An 18,900-nucleotide genomic window follows, 5' to 3' on the forward strand; every position below is an offset into this window, starting at 1 on the left:
CCTCATGACAATGCCACCGAGGCGGGTTGTCACTAACTGGCACCTCGGTGCGTAGGATGGGTTTTGAAACGATGCAAAGTCGCAAAGGATTCCCATGGTCAACGACGCCCCATCCCTGCAGGAGCCACTGGTCCTCAACAACAACGGCGCCTGGTGCTGGTTCCAGGATGAGCGGGCACTCATCGATCCCGCCAACAACTCGCTGCTGGTCGGGTCTGTCGCCGCGCCGGAGGGCCCGGGAGGACTCGATCGCGGGGGCAACATCGAGATCTCTGTCCTGGATCTTGCTTCCGGCGAGTGCAGCATCCACGTCCTCCACGAACGCCTGGAGGCCGATGACCACAATGCGCCGGCTCTCCTGATCCGGCCGGATGGCCGTTACGTGGCAATGTACGCCAAGCACAAGACGGACAACTACTCACGGTGGCGGGTTTCCGCCCGCCCGCACGACGCTTCAGAATGGGAACCGGAGCAGCAGTTCGATTGGACTGAGCTTTCAGACGGGCGCGGTGCCACCTACTCCAACCTGCACGCGTTGAGCGCGGAGAACCGGGTCTATAACTTTGTCCGCGCCATCAACGATGACCCTACGCTGATGATCTCCGAGGACGACGGCAGCACCTGGGGTTACGGCGGCAAGCTCTTCACGCGCCCGAAGATCGGCTACGTCAACGGGTACACCCGGTACGCCTCCAATGGCATTGACCGCATCGACCTCATCACCACGGACCACCACCCGCGGGACTTCAACAACAGCATTTACCACGGCTACATCCAAGGCGATGCTCTCCATGACGCCGAGGGGCACGTTGTTAGCAAGCCCGTGATCGGCTCGGCGGGCATCAACCAGATGGCTCTCACCACCGTTTTTGAGGCCGGGATGACGCTCGACGGCGACACCCTCACCCATGGCTGGACTACTGACCTTCGCCGGCAGGGCAAGGAACTCGCCGCGATCGTCACCTGCCGGGCCAACGACGTCAACGGTCCGCTGCAGCGGGAGCAAATGCTCGACGTCGACGATCACCGCCTGCTGTACGCCCGCTTTGATGGGGTGCGCTGGGAACTTCATCCGCTCGCCGTCGCCGGCCCCGGCCTACTGCCGCACGAGCAGGACTACACAGGGCTGGGCGCCGTGGATCCCAACAACCTGGACCGGGTGTACATCTCCACTCCGGTGGATCCACGAACTGCTGTTGCTACTGCGCACTACGAGATCTACCGCGGTGTGACCTCCGACGCCGGCACCAGCTGGTCGTGGGAAGCCGTGACCGAAGACTCCACCGTGGACAACCTTCGCCCAATGGTGGTGCCCGGCGACCCGTCGGTGCACGCAGTGTGCTGGTTCCGGGGATCAATGAAGTCGTCGCAGGCCTACGAGACCCAGGTAGTAGTGCGCCGAGGTGGCATTTGATGACAATGTCTGCGACCACGATTGCCATTAACTGCCACCTCGGCGAGATCTGCTAGGCGAACTTTGCCAGGGGGTTGGCCAGTCGGCCTGCCATCTGGAGCCCACCGGAGGGATCCGAGATGTCCAGCATCTGCTGGTTGTTCCGCAACTGCAGGCGGTTGAGGCAGGACAGCTCGAAGTCCGCAGCGAAGAGATCGTGCATGGCGAACTGATCCGCGAGCTCCGGGTGGCGCTGCTGGTATTCGCGGAGTACGGCAGCTGCGGTTCCCCAGAACTCGTCCTCGCGAAGCGTCCCGTCCTCCACAAGGATGGCCCCGAGGAAGCGGAAGATGCAGTCGAACACGTCGGTGAAGATGGCCAGGACCATTTCCTCGGCGGGAATCTCGGCCTTCACGCGGGAGACCTCCTCCGGCAGTTCCAGTCTGTCCCCCATGACCACGATTTCCTCGGCGATGTCCTTCATGATCGCGCGGACGGGCACGCCGTCCTCAAGGATCAGGATGACGTTTTCGCCGTGCGGCATGAACGCGAGTTCGTACTCGTAGAGGCAGTGGACCAGCGGCACAAGGTAAGCCTCAAAGTAACGGCGAAGCCATTCAGTGGGCGCCAGGCCGGACCGCTCAATCAGTGACGTCACCACGGAGTTCCCGGCCGCATCCACGTGCAGCAGCGATGCCATGGTGGCCAACTGCTGCCCGTCCTTGAGCAGCGGAAGGGGACTTTCCCTCCACAGGGCCGAGAGCATCTTCCGGTACGGTGAGCCTTTGGCCGACGCAGCCTCGTAATAGTGGTTGTGGTAACCGATGGCTGCTGATTCACGGATCATGGCCAGGCCCCGGTTCTGGAGCTCCTGGTCATTTCCGATCAGTTCCTGCAGCCAGTCGTTGATGGCCGGCGTCGCCTTCATGTACTGCGGCGACAAGCCACGCATGAAGCCCATGTTCAGCACTGACATGGCCGTTTTGACGTACGCCTTCTCCGGGTAGTCCGTGTTGAAGAACGTGCGGATGGACTGCTGCGCTTGGTAAGCATCCTCGCCGGCTCCGAGGTGGACAATGTGGCGCTGGGCGATTTCAGCCGCGAACGTCACGGTGAGTTTGTTGTCCCACTGCCAGGGGTGGACTGGCATGAGCAGGTAGTCCTCGGGGGCCAGTCCGGATGCGGAGAGTTCAGCGTTGAACCAATCAAGGGTGGCCGGGCCGAGTTCGGCTTCAAAGTGCGTCCGGTAGTCCAGCCCTGCGCTTGAGGTGAAGACTGCCTTGCTGCGGTGCACCGCGATCCACTGCAGCTTCACCGTGGCACCTGTTTCCGGCGCGAACGCGTGGTAATCGACAATCCCGAAGCCCAGCCGGCCGTTGTTGGCCACGAAGCAAGGGTGGCCCTCGGTCATGCTGTGTTCGATGGCCTGGAAGTCGGCGGCCCGGTCTGCGCCGCCGGTGACGCCGGCAGCCAACTGGGCCGAGCTGAACGGTTTGCCTTGCTTGTAGGCGTGGCTGGCCAGCGTGCTGCTGATTTCCTCCAGATAGACAGGCAGCATTTCCTGGCGGATGGCCAGTGCCTCATGGAACTCGGCGATGAAGTCCAAAGCGTCCACCGGCAATTCCTCGCCGTCACGCAGCTTCACGATGGATTCCGCGGAGACGGACCAGTGCTCCAACTGCAGGAGGCGCGCCCGGAAGCGATACTCAACGGTGTCGTCGTCGCTCACCACCTTGTAAAGGCCGACGCCGGCGCCCTCCTCCCGGATCAGCTCCGGAACCAGGATGCGTTCGTGCGAGAACTCGGCGATCGCCTTCCGGACCAAGTGCCTGTTGGCAATGGCCCAGCGTTCAGGGGTCAGGTGGGACACGGAATCAACGGCGGTTTTAGTCGCGTTGTCGGCAGTGGTGGTCACAGGGATTCTCCTCTGGTCGCCGCGACGGGCGCGGCCAGAATCGGGGTCAGGGTGGCGAGGAAATCCTCGCGCGTGCAGAAGCTCAGGAGCCCCTGCTTGTGGTCTTCGGCGGGATCGACGGCGGGAAGGGTCACCACGCCGTGGGGGCGGAAGCCCACCTTCTCGTTGAGCACATGGATCTTGTGGTTGCGGGCGTCAGGTTCGACGACGACCCGCTGGGTTGCCGGGTCGTCGAACAGTTCGGCCATCACGGACTGCATGACGGACGTAGTGAAACCAGCCTGCGGGTCACCGCTGGGCGGGGCCACGAGCAGGTGCATTCCAATGTCGCCGTCCTGGACCTCGTAGACGTCCGCCAACGGCGAGGATTCGGGACGGTACCGCTCCATCAGGAAGGCGGGGACGCCGTCGTCGAGCCCCAAGAATGCTTGGTGATGGCCCGAGTCGGAGATCTTCGTGTATTCCTCCACAACGTCCTGCTCAGTGGCCGAAACCATGCCCCAGAACCGTGCATACTCCTGGCTGACCCAGCTGTGGAGGACGGGTGCGTCCGTCACCGGATCGACGGGCCGGAATGTGAAGCTCATACAGCGGCTCCAGCGGTTTCCGGAAGTACTGCGGCCACGGGTGCGGGCGCACCGAACTGCTGGAACGCGATGCTGCGCTCGATCGGGTAGACCTCGCGGCCCGTGATCTCGCGCAGGATGCAGGAGTTGCGGTAGGCAGCCATGCCGAGGTCCGGCGTGACGAAACCGTGCGTGTGCAGCTCGGCGTTCTGGACGAAGATTTCGCCGGGTTCGACGCCGGTCCCATAGTTGCGCTCGACGTCGAAGCGGCCCTTGGCGTCGCGGCGGATGCGATCGTGGATGCCGGCCAGGAAGGCGGGCTCTTTGTAGGTATAGCCGGTAGCGAGGACGACGGCCTCGGACTCCAGCGAGTAGCTCTGCCCGTGTTCCTCGTGGTGCAGCTGGAGCGTGTGGGTGCCCGTGGTGGCGTCCCACTCTGCGGCAGTGAGGGACGAGTGCGTGTGCAGCTGGGTGTCCACCATGCCGGAAAGGCTCTTGGTGTAGAGGAGATCGTAGATGTCGTCGATCAGGTCCGAGTTGATGCCCTTGTACAGGTTCTTCTGGCTCTTGATCAGGGAGTCCCTTTGCTCGCCTGGGAGCGAGTGGAAGTAGTCCACGTACTCCGGCGAGGTCATCTCAAGCGTGAGCTTGGTGTATTCCAGCGGGAAGAAGCGACCGGAGCGGGTCACCCAGTTGAGCTGGTAGCCGTAGACGTCGATTTCCTGAAGGAGTTCGTAATAGAGTTCAGCGGCGCTCTGGCCACTGCCCACGATGGTGATGCTGCGCTTGGACTGCAGCTCACTCTTCCTCGACAGATAGTCAGCGTTGTGGAGGACAAGCCCGCCAGCTTCGACTATCCCTGCACAGGAGTCCGGAACGTACGGGGACGTACCGGTGCCAAGGACCAGTTTGCGGGCGCGAAGTACCTCAGCGCCGTCCGGGCCCTGGACCGAAAGGCGGTACACGCCGTCGTCGTACGTCACATCCAGCACATCCGTGCTAAAACGAACCGACTCAAGCTGGCCGGCCACCCACTGGCAGTACTGGTTGTATTCGGCGCGCAGCGGGTAGAAGTTCTCCCGGATATAGAAGCGGTACAGGCGGCCCGTCTGCTTCAGGAAGTTCAGGAAGGAGAACGGCGACGTCGGGTCCGCCAGAGTAACGAGGTCCGCCATGAACGGGACCTGCAGGTGCGCGGGCTCCAGCATCATGCCGGGGTGCCAATCGAAGGACTCGCTGCGGTCAAGGAAGACGCAGTCGAGGTTTTCCACCGGTTCGCTCAGCGCGGCCAAGCCCAGGTTGAAAGGCCCGACGCCGATACCGGCGACGTCGTAAATCTTGCCGTTGTCTTGGGTGCTCACGCTGCAGCCTCCGTGGTGTCCGCGAGCAGGCTGTCGCCCGTCCGTCGGATAAGTTCGATGATTTCCTGGATGTCCCTCAGGCTCGCCTCGGCGTTGAGGAGGGTGAATTTGAGGTAGTGGCGGCCCGCCACCTTGGTGCCGGCAACAACGGCCTCACCGGAGGCGAAGATCGCGGCGCGGATGGCCGGGTTAAGGGCGTCCGCAGCATCCTCATCCAACTGAACGCCGTCGATCACGGGGCGGTAGCGGAACACCAAAGTGCTCAGCTGCGGTGCGGCGGCGAGCTCGAATTCGGCGTCGTCAGCCAGCAGCGTTCCCACTCGCGCGGCGAGGTCGATCGCTTCATCGAACAGCGCACCGATCGCGTCTGCACCCATGATGCGCAGCGTGAGCCACAGCTTCAAGGCGTCAAAGCGGCGGGTGGTCTGGATGCTCTTGTCCACTTGGTTGGGGATCTCGGCCTTCGCGGCGCTCTCCGGGTTCAGATAGTCCGCGTAGTAGGTGACGTGGCCCAGCATGGAGCCGTTGCGGACCAGGACCGCGCTGGAGCTGACCGGCTGGAAGAAGGTCTTGTGGAAGTCCACTGTGACGGAGTCCGCAAGGTGGATCCCGTTCAGGAGGTGGCGGTGGCGGCCGGAAACGATGAGTCCTCCACCGTAGGCGCCATCCACGTGCAGCCAGGAATCGTAGGCGCGAACCAAGGCGGCCATTTCGGACAGCGGGTCAACTGAACCGAAGTCCGTTGTCCCGGCAGTTGCCACGACCGCCATCGGCACCAGGCCGGCGTCGTGCGCTTCAGCCAGAGCGGCCGCGAGGGCGGTCGGGTCCATGCGGTGGTCTTCGCTGGTAGGCACTGCGATAACGGCGTCGAAGCCGAGGCCCAGCATCGAAGCAGACTTCTGGATGCTGAAGTGGCTGTCCACGGAGGTGAAGATCCGGAGCCGGTCCAGCAGGTGCGGCAGGCGTGCGTCCCCATTCGCGGCCCGCAGCTTGGCGACGGCGTGATTGCGGGCAATCAGCAGTGCCTGGAAGTTGGACTGACTGCCACCCGAGGTGAACACTCCGTCAGCTTCGGCGTCGAACCCGATGCGCTCCGCGGTCCAATCGATGAGGCGGCGCTCGATCATGGTGGCGCCGGCGCTCTGGTCCCAGGTGTCCATGGAGGAGTTCACGGCAGAGAGCACCGCTTCGCCAACCAACGCGGGAATGACCACCGGGCAGTTAAGGTGCGCGGCGTAGCGGGAATCGTGGAAGTAGATGGCGTCCTTGAGGTAGAGCTCGTCGAGCTCCTCGAGAGCGGCGGCCGTGTCCGGCAACGGACGCTCAAGATCGACGGCTCCGACCTTCGCCTTCAGTTCAGCATGCCCGACGCCGGTGAACGGCTGGGTGGTCCGCTGGACTTTGGTGGAGACCGCATTGACTCCCTGAAGAACCTGCGCGACGTAACTGGGAGAATTTCGTGCGTTGAACAGCTGGTTGGTGGCAGCGAGGGCCAGTTCCACTTTGGAGCCAAAATCCTGCTCCTGAGCGATCCGCTCTTCGACACTAGGTGACGTCACGTCAGCTTCCTTCCATTGCGTTGGGGCGCTTATTAGCAAAGGCAAGCCTTACTTAGGTAAACCTTTCCGTCAAACTTTTGTGACCTATTTCGCTTAGAAGGCGGTTTCTCGTGCTTCTACCGCCCGGTAGCACGTCATTGACTTTTCTTCAGGCCCCTTTGGGTGCAAAATATGGCACTCTTTTCGGCCACCGAGTGTTGCCATCAGGCCACATGCGCGGGCCCCGCCTTCCGGGCGACAAGGGGTAGAGTGCAAGGACTATCCGCTGTCAACGGTTGGGGGACCACATGAAGGACCACGTTCACGAGCGCATCGGCTTCCGCGAAATCGACGAACATGGGAACGCCGTGCAGGCCGTCAGCCCCCACGTGCCGGAGACCGCAGGCCCCGAACGCAAGCGCGTCCCGGTCAACCCGTTCATCATTGCGTTGTGGGTTCTCGACGCCGGCCTTGCTTGGTTCGGAATGTGGGCTCTTACTAATGCGATCAGCGCGATGGTGGGGCCTATGCCAGTCCAGTCCGCCGAATCAGCCCAAGTGAACTTCATGATGTTCTCCAACGCACCGTATGCGCTCTTGGGCGCCGCCCTGATCACCGCCGGCCTCCTGTTCTGGCACGCGGTTCAGTGGCAAAAGAAGCGACCGACCAGGTAGTAGTTGACGACGGCGGCCGCACTCATGTGATGGCTGACTGGTTCTTTCCGGTTTTGTGAGTTCAAGGAAAATGCGCGGCAACCGGGGTTGGGGCCCCGATTGCCGCGCATTCCTGTCCTACGCCTCGGAACGCTTGCGGCGTCCAACGAGGAACAGGAACAGTCCCGAGCCAACCACCAGAAGACTGATCGGCAACACGGTGAGGACAACTCCCGTGTTCGCCAGTGGGCCTTCAGGTTGGTTCGGAACAACCGGCGGGAAAGTCACAACAACACTTGCAGGTGGTGTGGTGACAGGGGGTCCCGTCGGAGGCGTACCCGACGCGGTCGCCGTGTTGGCGACCTTGCCGGCGTTGATGTCCGCCTGGGTGATTGCGTAAGTTGCCGTTGCAGTCAACGTCTCGCCGGGCAGCAGGGTCCCTGCAGCACCAGGCCAGGCGTAAGCCACGGCCGACAGGCCCGGCATCGGATCGTTGACAGCAATATCCGTCATGGGCACATTCCCGGCGTTCTTTGCCGTGAACTTGTAGCTGATGATGTCACCCACTTTGGTGGGGTCGCCCACGCCGGAAGCATCCGCTGTCTTGGTGAACGCCAAGCCGGAATTCGGCGTTAGCGGGGTGTCTGTTTCGCCCGGAGGTGGCGTTACCGGTGGACCGGTGGGCGGAGTACCCGTGGTCGTGGCGCTGTTGGCGACATGACCGGCGTCGATATCAGCCTGCGTGATCGCGTACGTTGCCGTAGCCGTCACCGTCTGGCCGGGCAGCAGCTCGCCCGGGATGCCTGGCCAGGTGTAAGTGAGCGGTGAGAGACCAGCCAGCGGATCCGAAATGGACACGTCCTTCAACGTGACGTTGCCGGTGTTCTTGGCCGTGAAATCATAGGTAATCACGTCACCCACCATCGACGGCCCGTCCATTGCAGGTGCCACAGCGGTCTTGCTGAACTCCATCGCAGGAGCCGGGATCAACGGGGTATCCGTTTCGCCCGGAGGAGGAGTTACCGGCGGACCGGTGGGCGGAGTACCCGTGGTCGTGGCGCTGTTGGCGACATGACCGGCGTCGATATCAGCCTGCGTGATCGCGTACGTTGCCTTAGCCGTCACCGTCTGGCCGGGCAGCAACTCGCCCGGGGTACCCGGCCAGGTGTAGGTCAGCGCGGACAGGCCATGCAGCGGGTCATTGATGGTGACGCCAGTCAGCGGCACGCTTCCGGTGTTCTTCGAAGTCAAGGTGTAGGTGATCTGATCGCCTACAACCGACGGATTCTGGATGTCAGAAGAGTCGGCTGACTTACTGAACTCCATGGCCGGACCAGGAGTCAACGGGGTATCGGTTCCTGCGGGCGGCGGGGTGACTGGTGGACCTGTCGGAGGATTACCTGTGGTGGTTGCCGAGTTGGCAACGTGCCCCGCCTCGATATCAGCCTGCGTGATCGCATACGTTGCCTTAGCGGTCACCGTCTGGCCGGGCAGCAGCTCGCCCGGGGTACCCGGCCAGGTGTAGGTCAGCGCGGACAGGCCATGCAGCGGGTCATTGATGGTGACGCCAGTCAGCGGCACGTTTCCGGTGTTCTTCGAAGTCAAGGTGTAGGTGATCTGGTCGCCTGCAACCGACGGCGTCTGGATATCAGATGCATCCGCAGACTTGGTGAACTCCATCGCCGTTGCCGGAACGGCCGTGTTGGTGAGCACGCAGCTGATATCGGCGCCGGCAACGGGTGCGAGATCCAGCGAACCATCAAAGGCATCACCGTTGGGCAGTCCGGCCTGCAGACCGTTGGCATCGACGCAAGTGATGGCGCTGTCATAGCTGGCCAGGTTGGCGCCGCCAGACTCGGTCAGGAAGTAGGTGGCGTCTGCTGTGGCGATGTATTCGCCAGTCACGCCCGTACCAGCAGTAACAGTGGAACCCGTACCGGTGGTGGTCGCGTTGGCGGTGTTGCTGACAACGGGTCCTGTGGCTGAACCCGTATGGATTTCAACGGTGAATTGATCCGAATCCAGCAATCTCGGGGCGTCCAGTGCCTTGGTCAGCTCGAGGCGCGGTGCACGAACGATCAGAGTGGCGTTTGCCGGAGGGTTGAGGTTGATCGCGATGTTGGCGGAACCGTTGACATAGGTTCCCTCCCCGGCGGCCGTGACATCTACGGTGATGGTGCATGAGGTCATTCCCAACGCCATATCACCGCCCATGACGGAAAGGGTGTTGCTTCCAGCTATGGCCGTCCGTACCAATGGATTGGTACCCGACGTCTGAACACACGTGCCCCCAATGTTTGGGGTCCCGGCGACAACCACTCCGTCCGGGAGGGTGTCCGTGATAAACCAGTCGTTCTTGGCCTTCAGGTCATCCGTATTGGTCACCGTCAGGGTAACCGTGGAGGTTTCGCCAGGTCCGATGAGGGAGGGCGTGAAGGACTTGTCCACTTGGGGCGTGACGTCCACAATCTGCGGGAGGTCGAAGGCGACGTCGTTACCCGATCCGGTGGTGGCTTCGTTCCTCAGCTCGAGGCCAAGGGAAGGGGTTGTGCCCGCGGGAATCTGGTAGGCAGCAGATTGGAGCTTAGTGACCTGCACTTTTGCCAGGTTGCTGCCGCCACAGGGGTCAAGCCCTGTACTGAGCACTTGCCGTGTGCCGTTGATGAGAAGGCTGAAGGTCTCGCTGGCGTGTGCCGCATGGCAATTCACCTGTGCGAAGTAGCCGGACACGGCGTAGTAATGGCCCGCGATCGCGGGAATCGTGTTGGCTTTGGTACGGAACTGGACACCCGGCGCAATGATTCCCGAGGCGCTGTTGGTGTACTCAGAGAGCGACTGGTTGCTGGCAGCCTGCGATGCTGCTTGCCCTTGCGCTATGCCGAGGGCAGTCGACATTTGCTGGATTTGGCCCCAGCCTTCGGGCTGGTTCCTGAGGCAACCGGTATCAGAGGTCGGCAGCGGGGTCAGGGAGTTCAGTATCCAGCCGTCACATTGTCCGCCGGCCGGCGTATAGGGCGTATCAGCCGTGTACATCTCGTTGGCTGCGGCCGGGCCACCCGCGTAGTCGAGAATGCTGATGGCACCAGCGGTGGCATTCTGGTTCGAGAAGTCTTCCGTGTAGACGGGTGTGCCTGGTTGAGCTACGCCAGGGGTGCCGGGCGTCGTGGCCAAGACTGGCGGCGCTAAGGCGCCACCTACCCACAGCGACATGATCGCTGTGGCGACAACTGCCGCCAACAGCTTCTGTGGACGTGTGTGTTTCACGGGTTTTCTCGCTTCTAGTGGTCACGCAAGAGGCCGATCCACAGACACGAACCGGCATCGAGCTAGGCTTCTCGCCAGTACTCCAGTGGAAGAAGTCGCGTGTTCGTGACGCGAAAATCTGAGAAATTTCAAAAATATTTAAGAAATTCTCGGCAGACTACTCCCGGGCAGGTCCTGCCGGGCGTGGAATGCCAACCGAAGGCTTACCAAAGGGCACGCTAAAGCCCGCTGGCGTAACTAAAGCGAGGTCAGCCGCAAAATGCAGAGAGCGCCTAGTGGAAGGTGTTGGTGAAGTTCTTGGTGACGACGCCCTGCCCGGTGAATCGGTAGTTCAACGTTCCGCTCTCAGCGGAGGCAGGCATGGCAATTCCCAGCGTGAACGCGAGGCCGTTATTGGCCAGGGAATCAGTGGTGCAACGAACCTGGCGGACACTCGAAGACTCGTTGGCGCATTTCCATCCCGCTGGGGCAACCGTCTGTCCCGCCAGAAAAGTCGCTTGGTCCGGAATGATGAAGAGCACGTCACCGCTTGTCGGTACGCCCTCACCTTGAAGCGAGAACTCCACCTGCAGTTCCCGTTCCGTCGGAATCGGCCCCTCGGCGGCCGAGAATGTAGCGTCAACCGTTTGGGTCGAGGAAGCCGTGGACGCCAAAGCCGTGGCTGCCGGCGTCGACGTTACGGTCCCGGAGTCGACCACGACGGCACTCCGCGGCGACGGCGCCGCCGTAGGAATCACGACGGCGGGAAGCTGGGGTGCCGCTTCCACGGGAGGTCCCGATGCCGGTGCGGACGTTTGTGATTCGGAGGGACTAGGCGTCGCCGTGGGCGCCGCTTCCTTGGCCGGAGGGACGTCGGACGTAGCCTCTGAAGTGGCGGTGGACTGCGAAGCCGGCTGAAGAAACCAAGCTAGCGCACCAGCCATCGCCACCACACCCAAGACAACGGCAGCGGTCAACTTCCATACTTTGCTAAGGCTGCGGAACCCGTGGCTGGCGACGTTGCCCGGTACAGCGTTTCCTGCGCCAGCGGCCGCGCCTGCTGCCGTTCCTCCGTAGCCAATGGCTGCAGCTACACCCGGGGTGAATGTGATCCCTGTGAGCAACGGGAACAGGATGGCGCGCATGCCGCCTTGGACGTCATTGAGTTCCAGCAACAAAGCCGTGCATTTGGCGCAGCCTTCCAGATGTTCGCCGACCTTTTCCTTCGACGTCCGCTTCAGCGCATTGCGGGCGTACTTCCCCAATTGGCTGGCATATTCGTCACAGGCTTCGTCAACCGTACCGCTGATGTGATGTTGCAGGTAAGCCTGGCGCAGGCCTTCCCTGGCCCTTAGCGCCAATGCCGAAACACCGTTGGGGGTAAGCCCCACAAAGGGAGCAGCCGCTGCGGGCTTCAGGCCTTCGATGTCCAAGTGCCAAAGAACGGCCTGCCAACGCTCAGGCAATGATTTGAAAGCCTTGGCCATAATGGTCGACTCAAGGTCGCTGAGGACGGGATCGTCATCCAAAACAGGCGTATCGAGAAGCGTGTCATCGTCTGCGGTCGGCATGCGGCGGGCCTTGCGGTTCCGATCGTGGGCGGTACGCCGCACAACTGTCAGGAGGTAGGACCGGAAAAACTCCTTAGGCCCCTTGCCTTCTGTCAGCAGTTGGAAGATCGAGGCAAAAGCCTCGGCCACGACGTCATCGGCATCGCTGGGGTTGTCCGCCTGGGAGCGGGCCACATATTGGGCGACTTTCAAATGCCGCTCATAAAGCACGTCGAACGCATTCGTGACACCCTGGCGCACCAAAGAAATGATCTGGGGATCGCTGCCGGTGGCCATCGCCAAAGTTGGTGACTCCCCGTCGGCGCCTACCGCAAATACTTGATCCATAAACAATAGTGTGACATCAGAAGTCGTTTGACTTGAATCGGGTGTCCCCCGCCTGTAGAGAACTCCTCTTTTCGCATCACGATTCCGCCTCCCGCCCCACGTATATGACGTGACCTTCCAACCCCCAGGTGCGAATCGAGGAACAATGGACATCCAGCGCCCCCGCCCCTTCCTGAAGCTGATGCGTGCCATCCACAAGGACGCAGCGCAGCAACAAAACGCAATCGTTCGCGGATTGCCGCCACGCCGTTCGGCCATGCTCGCCAGGAAGAAGAATGCGGGACATGTTGCTCTGGTCTATGGAGCTGACAGGTCCGTGGCCATTCCGGGCGATACCGTCATCTTCACCGCGTGGATCACCAACGACTCCGCAAGCCACCTTCGCGACGTGACGCTGGTACCCCGTTCCTTCACCAACGAGGGCATGGAGATGTTGTCCTACACAGCAGAACCCGTCGAGCGTGACCTGCGAATCCGCCTCCTGGCTCCCGGCCAATCCGTGATGCGGAGCTTTTCCTACCTGGTCACGGACGCCGACCACATCCATGGCGGCTGCCTGGTCAGCGCAATGCAGGTCCGCGCGACATGCCGCGGCCGGGTAATTTCCGATGAGCACGACGCGATAGTCTCCCTCAGCGGTACACGGAAGGACTGGCCGTTCCCGTTCGACAGGGCCGAACAGCCGCGAAGGCGCAGGAAGGACGCCGGGCGGCCGGTGCCCGCTTAGGCCCTACTCGTTGTCCGGTTCGCCCACCGGTTTCTCCGCGGGCCAGTCGACATCCTGCTCGTATCCTTCATGTTTTTTCAGGTACGCAGCGATGTACGGGCAATGCGGAATGATGCGCTTGCCGGCCGCCACCACATCGTCCAAAGCAAAATGGGCCAGCACCTTGGCCAGGCCTTGGCCATTGAACTGGGGCTTCGTTTCGGTATGGATGAAGTCGATGTGACCGGGCCGGTCCAGGAACTGTGAAATCACGGCCAGTTCGCCGTCTACGTGCAGCTCATAGCGGTGGAACTTGTCATTGCGCACCGTAGTGACGCCAGGGCGAAAAGACTCTGCCAGTGAATCCGTGTACTCGGTCATGGTTCGAGATTGGCACTTAAACCTGGCTCTGGCAACGTGGGCGACCGACCTTCCCGACGCTCCAGGACATTACCTACGGGCGGTGGCGGCAGCACCGGCGTCGGAACCCTGCCAAGCAAAAGAACTGAAAGGGCAAAGCATGCCGCTCCCCCACCCAACAGAGCCAGCGTCAAACCGTTGAACGCTGCGTCCGCCACTGGAATCAAGACCACGACGGCGGCCGTCACCACAGCGGTACGCGAGGGACCACGGGCGTGGCTGGCCGCCGTCGGACGGTTCTCAAGGCGGCCAAAAAGCCACACCACCGGAACGAGCAGGCTCACGACAGCGAAAAAGACGGGAATTCGCGCCCACCACCACTCTGCGGTCCCGGCCAGGGGTTTGGGTAGGTCGGTGAGCAACAGCAGCCCTGACATACCTACCAGCAGCGGCAGATGCCACAGGTAAACGGTCATGGATCGGCGCCCCACGACAGCAATCGTCGACTGGATCCAGCGAACTCCCGCAAGCCATCCAATGCCGTTTCGCAGCAGTTGGAGTGTTGCGGCCTGCGAGATGCCCAGCAACAGCAGGCACAGGTTGGGCGGGTTGATATTGACCACCATGTTCCCGGGATAAACAGCCACGCCAGTCACGAGTCCCAGGAGCAAGTTGCTGGAAACAACGGCACCAACCAGCCAAGTGCGGCTGCGCTGTTCGAAGAAGCCGTCGGCCATGAGGAATCCCAACTGCTGGACCGCGCACCACACGAAGATCAGATTGGTGAACGCGATCACGGGGAGAGCGCCGCGAAGGGAATCGACGGTGACAATCAGTACCACCAAAGCCGCCAGAGTCAGCAATGGTGCGCGTTGGTGAAACCGGGCCATGAGGGGAATGCTGAGCTGCGCGGTCAGATAGGCGGCCAGGAACCACAAGGGCATGGCCGCGCCGGCGGTCATGAGCTGGATGACTTGGGGATGGACACCAAGCAGCAGCGCCACCCACAGCCCTCCCCACATGAAAGCGAGCAGTGCCATGGCCGGGCGGACCAGGCGCAGGAGCCTGAGCTGGGCGAAGTCGAACCCGGTACCGCCGCGAGCCTTCAACCGCCGCCACGACTGCAGCCCGGTCACACCGCCAAGGACAAAGAACAACGGAACGATCATGAGCGCCCAGGCAACGGGAACAAACCAGCCTTGATCCATGAGCACGTTCTCCGTGGTGACCGTCCCGTCCTTGTGTAAAGCAGAACTGACCATCATGCAATGGCATGCCACCACCACCAGCAGGCAGGTGAAGCGGACAAGATCGATCGCCGGATCCCTTCGCGCAGCCGTTATTGCGTTGACCGCAGGATACGTGTCCCTCTCCATGGCTCTCCCTACGAGGCACGCACCTGCGTGCTGACTCCATTGTCCGCCCGGGCGGGGGCCGGAGCCAGCAGGCGGGCCAGGCTAGTCCCGCCCACCCCGGAGCAGCCGCCTCCTCTGTTCCGGGTCTCGGGCTGCTGCGCATGCCGCTGCCGCCAACCCGAACGATCCTTCCAAAACAGCCGTGTCCGCTCCTGCCGTTGCACCGAATGCGGCGAACTCCGCGGTGTGGTGGGCGGCGCCACGCACGTCATAGCCGACAACGGGGTGGATGGATGGCACCACTTGCGAGACATTGCCCATGTCCGTGGAAGCCACAGGATCTGCGTTGAAGGAAACGTCCCTGCCCTTGTCCTGCATCGCTTCCCGGTAGGCCTGGGACAGGAACGGGTCCTGTTGCAACTCGGCATAATCGTTGCCCTTCGGGGTCACGTGCAGGGTGCAACCGCTCGCGAGGGCGCCGGCTTCCAGGCAGCGCCGGACCTTGTCCTGGATCAGACGCAGCTGGTCGATTCCGGGAGCCCGCATTTCCACACTCGCCCGTGCACGCTCGGGAATGACGTTGACGGCGCTGCCACCCTCGGTGACGATAAGGGACACGATCGATCCGGCCGGGAGTTGCTGCCTCGCCAAAGCAATGGCCAACTGTGCGACCACCAGCGCGTCCAAAGCGTTGACCCCTTCAGAAGGTGCTGCTGCCGCGTGTGCCGGGCGCCCTTCGAAAAGCACCTCCCACATGGACATCGCCAACGAGGAGCCCCCCACTACATCCGCAGCGCCGGCGTGGACCATCATGGCGAGCGATACGTCGTCGAAGAAGCCTTCCTCGATCAGGTCCACTTTGCCTCCGGTGGTCTCTTCCGCCGGCGTCCCCAGCACCTTGACGGTGATGTCCAGCTCCCGGGCCACAGCGGCCAGTGCCAAGGCTGTCCCCACCGCACTGGCCGCGTTGACGTTGTGGCCGCAGGCATGCCCGATGTCCGGCAAGGCGTCGTATTCAACACAGAGCGCCACCACCAGTTCACCGGTGCCGTATCTCGCGCTGAAGGCCGTCTGCTGCGCCGGCTGCGCTTCATCGAAAGTGAACCCGGCTTTTCGGAGCAACGTTTGAACGCGTTTGACGGCGCGGAACTCCTCCCCACCAAGCTCCGGATCAGCGTGGATGGCGTGGCTGAGGTCCAGAATTTCCGTCATCCAACGCTGCACTGCGCTGTCCAGCGTGGCGTGAAGGCTGTCCCGCGTGGCGTGAAGGTCGCGTTGGGAAGCAATCACGACGGCGGACCCCCGGGTCCCGCTTTCAACCCCGGCGGTCATGCCGTCACCCCAGCGGGCTGTCGCTTCGGGTAGCGGGCGCTGGCCGCTGCAGCAACCAGTGCCGCGAACGCCAGGGTTCCCCAGATGGTCAACAACCCGGTTTCGGTGATGCGGCCGGACTCGACGGACGCTGATGACAATAGTTTGACTACTGCCGCTCCCACCGCGATGCCTACTGACAATGCCAGCTCGTTGAGCCCCGCGGCCGTTGACGTTTCCTCCAAGGCAACGCCCTCCACCGACAGGGAGCGGGTTCCCGCCTGGTACATCCCCAGGCTCAGGTTGAACATCGCGAAGCCGAGGCAGTAGCCGGCAAAGGAACCATGGGCGAGCATCATGACCAGGAATCCGCCTGCGAGCATGACGCCGGCAAGAACGAGCGTGGCCCGCTCACCGAAACGCCGCAAGGCCCGTGCTGTCAGTAATGAGGACACCAGCGAAAGAACGGAAGCCAAGGCCAGGACGATCGCAATCATCAGGGGGCTGAGGCCAAACCCATAGCCGGTCTTGTCCGGGTTGGAGTGCAGGAAGATACCGTTGGTGCCGAAGTAGCTGATGGAGGCAAAGCCGAAGAAGAACGTTGCCAGGGAAATGACCCGGATCCGCGGATTGGCGAGCATGCGCAAGTCCATGAACCGACTGCCGGCACCGCCGCTGTAATCGCGTTTGGCCCAATAGGCCAGCAGTGCGAGTCCCAGCAAACCGGCCCCCAGCGTGCGGGCGTCCAGCCATCCCCATTCCGGTGCCATGGAGAGCGCCACAACAAAGGCGATGAGACCGAGCGAGCACGCCAACAGCGGGGCCAGGGCGATGCCCTCACGAGTCGGGATCCCGGCGTCGGGCAGTAAGAAGGAACAAACCAAGGCGATCACCGCGAATGGCACAGCGACCCAGAACCCCAAGGTGGGATCCGTGACGCCCACGATCCCGGCGAGCAAGCCACCGGCACCCACCATGATCATGAGCATGCCGATCATGACGCTGACACCCGTGCGGGTATCAGCGTGGCTGGTAACGCGGAGGATTCCCATCATCAGGGGGATGAAGCCCACCACGCAGGTGAGCATGACAACGCCCAGGGTCACCGTCCACAGCGATGGCCACAACGCCATGAGCAGCACGCCGACAGTCACCACACCGGTGGACCACCGCAGCACAAGACGGTAACCGTAGCTGTCGCCGAGCCTCGAAATGATGGGGGTCAGGACCGCGAAACTGACGTTGGAGATGAGGAAAATGCCGTTGATGGTGGGGTCGTCAATCTCGAAGACCGGTCCCAGCGCAGGCAGGATGGGGTTCAAGTACCCCTGGGTGACGCCACTGAGCGACTCGATGAGCGCCATTGCCAGGATCATGCCCGCTATGGCCCTGCGGGTGGTGGCCGCTGCCGCAGGAGATGCTGTGTTGCTTGCCATGTGTTTCCTTGGATGTTGTGCCGGTTGATTCGACCGGATTCGCCTGTGGTGATGCGAGTCACAACGTTAGGGTGGTCAATTACACTGAGCTCCAGATTGTTCGAAACCAACACAAGGCAGCGAATATTGAACGAATCATCCATCATCACCGAGTTGGACCTGGAAATCCTCAATGCACTCCAGATCAATCCGCGGGCGGAATGGAGCCGGGTGGCGGATGCGCTGGGGTTGTCCGGCCCAACCGTCGCGCGGCGCTGGCAAGGCCTGGCGGAGAGCCGGCTGGCATGGATTACGCCGTCCCCCGGCCAGCGCTACCTCAACGCAGGTTGGTCCGCTTTCATCCAACTCTCGTCGCTGCCTGGCGAAACCGAGGCTCTGATTCAACGGCTGTGCGCGGAGCCCGCCTTCGGCACGGTGTCGATGGTCACGGGCTCGCACGATGTGTTCATTGATTGCTTCGCGGCGAGCCACGACGAACTGATGGACATTGTCACGGACTCCTTTCCGAAGCTTCCGGGCGTCACGCACCGCGAGGTCGTTTTCGTCACCAAGCTGTACCGGCAGGCCTCTGAATGGCGCAGTGGGACGCTGGAACCCGCTCGCGCTCGACAGGTCTCGTCGCAGTCCAAGGCCGCGCCCGCAGGCTACTCACTCGATCGATTGGACGCCGCACTGCTGGAGGAACTCGCCAACGACGGCCGCGCCAGTTGGGCTGATCTGGGCACCGCCTGTGGCGTTTCACCGCAAACAGCACGACGCCGGGTGGAGCGGTTTCTGGCGTCCGGCTACGTCACGCTGAGGTGCGATGCCTCTACTGCAGCGAACAGAGGCCTGCGGGAGGTCACGCTCATGCTCAACATCCCGGCGCAATTCGTTGACGACATTGGCCGCTACTTCGCGGCACAAAGCAACTGTCGCCTCTGTGCCCAAGTGCTGGGCACGCAGAACCTGGTGGTCACGTTGTGGGTGCGAGACTACTTGGAGGCCCAGGCGTTTGAACGGGAACTGGCAGAGCGCGCACCGGGCAGCACAGTGATCTCCCGGCAGGCCGTCGTCCGTACCTACAAACGATTGGGCCACGTGCTTGACGGGAGCGGACGCAGTCTGTCCGTGGTGCCCCTTCCGCTGTGGAGGGAAGCACCTTAAAGGAATCCACAAGTGGTGA

The 18,900-nt window shown here is 62.4% G+C and carries 14 protein-coding genes; 4 read left to right on the forward strand and 10 right to left on the reverse strand.

The window, feature by feature from the left end:
* Window positions 1-94 precede the first annotated feature (94 nt).
* Window positions 95-1,414, forward strand: a complete 1,320-nt coding sequence (locus GVL04_RS11580) for a BNR-4 repeat-containing protein (protein WP_159704257.1) — start codon at window positions 95-97, stop codon at window positions 1,412-1,414.
* 52 nt (window positions 1,415-1,466) lie between these two features.
* On the opposite strand, the gene GVL04_RS11585 is transcribed toward GVL04_RS11580, so the two are convergent.
* From GVL04_RS11585 to GVL04_RS11600, 4 genes are read right to left on the reverse strand one after another with little or no spacing between them, the layout of a single operon-like run.
* Window positions 1,467-3,308 carry an IucA/IucC family siderophore biosynthesis protein gene (locus GVL04_RS11585; protein ID WP_159704259.1) on the reverse strand — a complete coding sequence of 614 codons (1,842 nt, stop codon included), beginning with the start codon at window positions 3,306-3,308 and terminating at the stop codon, window positions 1,467-1,469.
* Window positions 3,305-3,895: a GNAT family N-acetyltransferase gene (locus GVL04_RS11590; RefSeq protein WP_159704261.1), complete on the reverse strand. Its 591-nt coding sequence runs from the start codon at window positions 3,893-3,895 to the stop codon at window positions 3,305-3,307. Before GVL04_RS11590 ends, GVL04_RS11585 begins: the two co-directional genes overlap by 4 nt.
* Window positions 3,892-5,235, reverse strand: a complete 1,344-nt coding sequence (locus GVL04_RS11595; protein WP_159704263.1) for a lysine N(6)-hydroxylase/L-ornithine N(5)-oxygenase family protein — start codon at window positions 5,233-5,235, stop codon at window positions 3,892-3,894. Before GVL04_RS11595 ends, GVL04_RS11590 begins: the two co-directional genes overlap by 4 nt.
* Window positions 5,232-6,794 carry an aspartate aminotransferase family protein gene (locus GVL04_RS11600; RefSeq protein ID WP_159704265.1) on the reverse strand — a complete coding sequence of 521 codons (1,563 nt, stop codon included), beginning with the start codon at window positions 6,792-6,794 and terminating at the stop codon, window positions 5,232-5,234. Before GVL04_RS11600 ends, GVL04_RS11595 begins: the two co-directional genes overlap by 4 nt.
* A 287-nt stretch (window positions 6,795-7,081) precedes the next feature.
* Here GVL04_RS11600 and GVL04_RS11605 point away from each other — a divergent pair, with 287 nt between their 5' ends.
* Window positions 7,082-7,447: a hypothetical protein gene (locus GVL04_RS11605; protein ID WP_159704267.1), complete on the forward strand. Its 366-nt coding sequence runs from the start codon at window positions 7,082-7,084 to the stop codon at window positions 7,445-7,447.
* A 117-nt stretch (window positions 7,448-7,564) separates the two neighbouring features.
* Here GVL04_RS11605 and GVL04_RS11610 read toward each other — a convergent pair whose 3' ends face one another.
* A complete protein-coding gene (locus GVL04_RS11610) occupies window positions 7,565-10,690 on the reverse strand; it encodes a DUF11 domain-containing protein (protein ID WP_159704269.1) in 3,126 nt (1,041 codons plus the stop codon).
* Window positions 10,691-10,962: 272 nt separating this feature from the next.
* Window positions 10,963-12,567, reverse strand: coding sequence for a sigma-70 family RNA polymerase sigma factor (locus GVL04_RS11615; protein WP_159704271.1), 1,605 nt, complete (start codon window positions 12,565-12,567; stop codon window positions 10,963-10,965).
* 145 nt (window positions 12,568-12,712) lie between these two features.
* Between GVL04_RS11615 and GVL04_RS11620 the strand changes: the two genes are divergently transcribed.
* Entirely contained in the window at window positions 12,713-13,294 is a 582-nt protein-coding gene (locus GVL04_RS11620; RefSeq protein ID WP_159704273.1) for a hypothetical protein, read from the forward strand.
* A gap of 3 nt (window positions 13,295-13,297) precedes the next feature.
* Here GVL04_RS11620 and GVL04_RS11625 read toward each other — a convergent pair whose 3' ends face one another.
* From GVL04_RS11625 to GVL04_RS11640, 4 genes are all read right to left on the reverse strand, one after another.
* Complete coding sequence (locus GVL04_RS11625) at window positions 13,298-13,654, reverse strand: GNAT family N-acetyltransferase (protein ID WP_159704275.1); 357 nt, start codon at window positions 13,652-13,654, stop codon at window positions 13,298-13,300.
* Complete coding sequence (locus tag GVL04_RS11630) at window positions 13,651-15,009, reverse strand: acyltransferase (protein ID WP_159704277.1); 1,359 nt, start codon at window positions 15,007-15,009, stop codon at window positions 13,651-13,653. Before GVL04_RS11630 ends, GVL04_RS11625 begins: the two co-directional genes overlap by 4 nt.
* 81 nt (window positions 15,010-15,090) lie before the next feature.
* Window positions 15,091-16,320 (reverse strand): M20 family metallopeptidase, encoded by a 1,230-nt coding sequence (locus tag GVL04_RS11635; protein WP_159704280.1) that lies wholly within the window; start codon window positions 16,318-16,320, stop codon window positions 15,091-15,093.
* Window positions 16,317-17,735: an MFS transporter gene (locus GVL04_RS11640; protein WP_159704283.1), complete on the reverse strand. Its 1,419-nt coding sequence runs from the start codon at window positions 17,733-17,735 to the stop codon at window positions 16,317-16,319. Before GVL04_RS11640 ends, GVL04_RS11635 begins: the two co-directional genes overlap by 4 nt.
* Before the next feature lie 126 nt (window positions 17,736-17,861).
* Here GVL04_RS11640 and GVL04_RS11645 point away from each other — a divergent pair, with 126 nt between their 5' ends.
* Window positions 17,862-18,881 carry an Lrp/AsnC family transcriptional regulator gene (locus GVL04_RS11645; protein WP_159704286.1) on the forward strand — a complete coding sequence of 340 codons (1,020 nt, stop codon included), beginning with the start codon at window positions 17,862-17,864 and terminating at the stop codon, window positions 18,879-18,881.
* The last annotated feature ends 19 nt before the right edge of the window (window positions 18,882-18,900 follow it).

The organism is Arthrobacter sp. 18067, from assembly GCF_902706295.1.
Lineage (GTDB): Bacteria > Actinomycetota > Actinomycetes > Actinomycetales > Micrococcaceae > Arthrobacter.

Bases quoted from the DNA above. Each gene is read 5' to 3' on its own strand.
- GVL04_RS11580 (WP_159704257.1), top strand. From the start codon at position 95: ATGGTCAACGACGCCCCATCCCTGCAGGAGCCACTGGTCCTCAACAAC.
- GVL04_RS11590 (WP_159704261.1), bottom strand. From the start codon at position 3,895: ATGAGCTTCACATTCCGGCCCGTCGATCCGGTGACGGACGCACCCGTC.
- GVL04_RS11605 (WP_159704267.1), top strand. From the start codon at position 7,082: ATGAAGGACCACGTTCACGAGCGCATCGGCTTCCGCGAAATCGACGAA.
- GVL04_RS11615 (WP_159704271.1), bottom strand. From the start codon at position 12,567: ATGGATCAAGTATTTGCGGTAGGCGCCGACGGGGAGTCACCAACTTTG.
- GVL04_RS11620 (WP_159704273.1), top strand. From the start codon at position 12,713: ATGGACATCCAGCGCCCCCGCCCCTTCCTGAAGCTGATGCGTGCCATC.
- GVL04_RS11625 (WP_159704275.1), bottom strand. From the start codon at position 13,654: ATGACCGAGTACACGGATTCACTGGCAGAGTCTTTTCGCCCTGGCGTC.
- GVL04_RS11630 (WP_159704277.1), bottom strand. From the start codon at position 15,009: ATGGAGAGGGACACGTATCCTGCGGTCAACGCAATAACGGCTGCGCGA.
- GVL04_RS11635 (WP_159704280.1), bottom strand. From the start codon at position 16,320: ATGACCGCCGGGGTTGAAAGCGGGACCCGGGGGTCCGCCGTCGTGATT.
- GVL04_RS11640 (WP_159704283.1), bottom strand. From the start codon at position 17,735: ATGGCAAGCAACACAGCATCTCCTGCGGCAGCGGCCACCACCCGCAGG.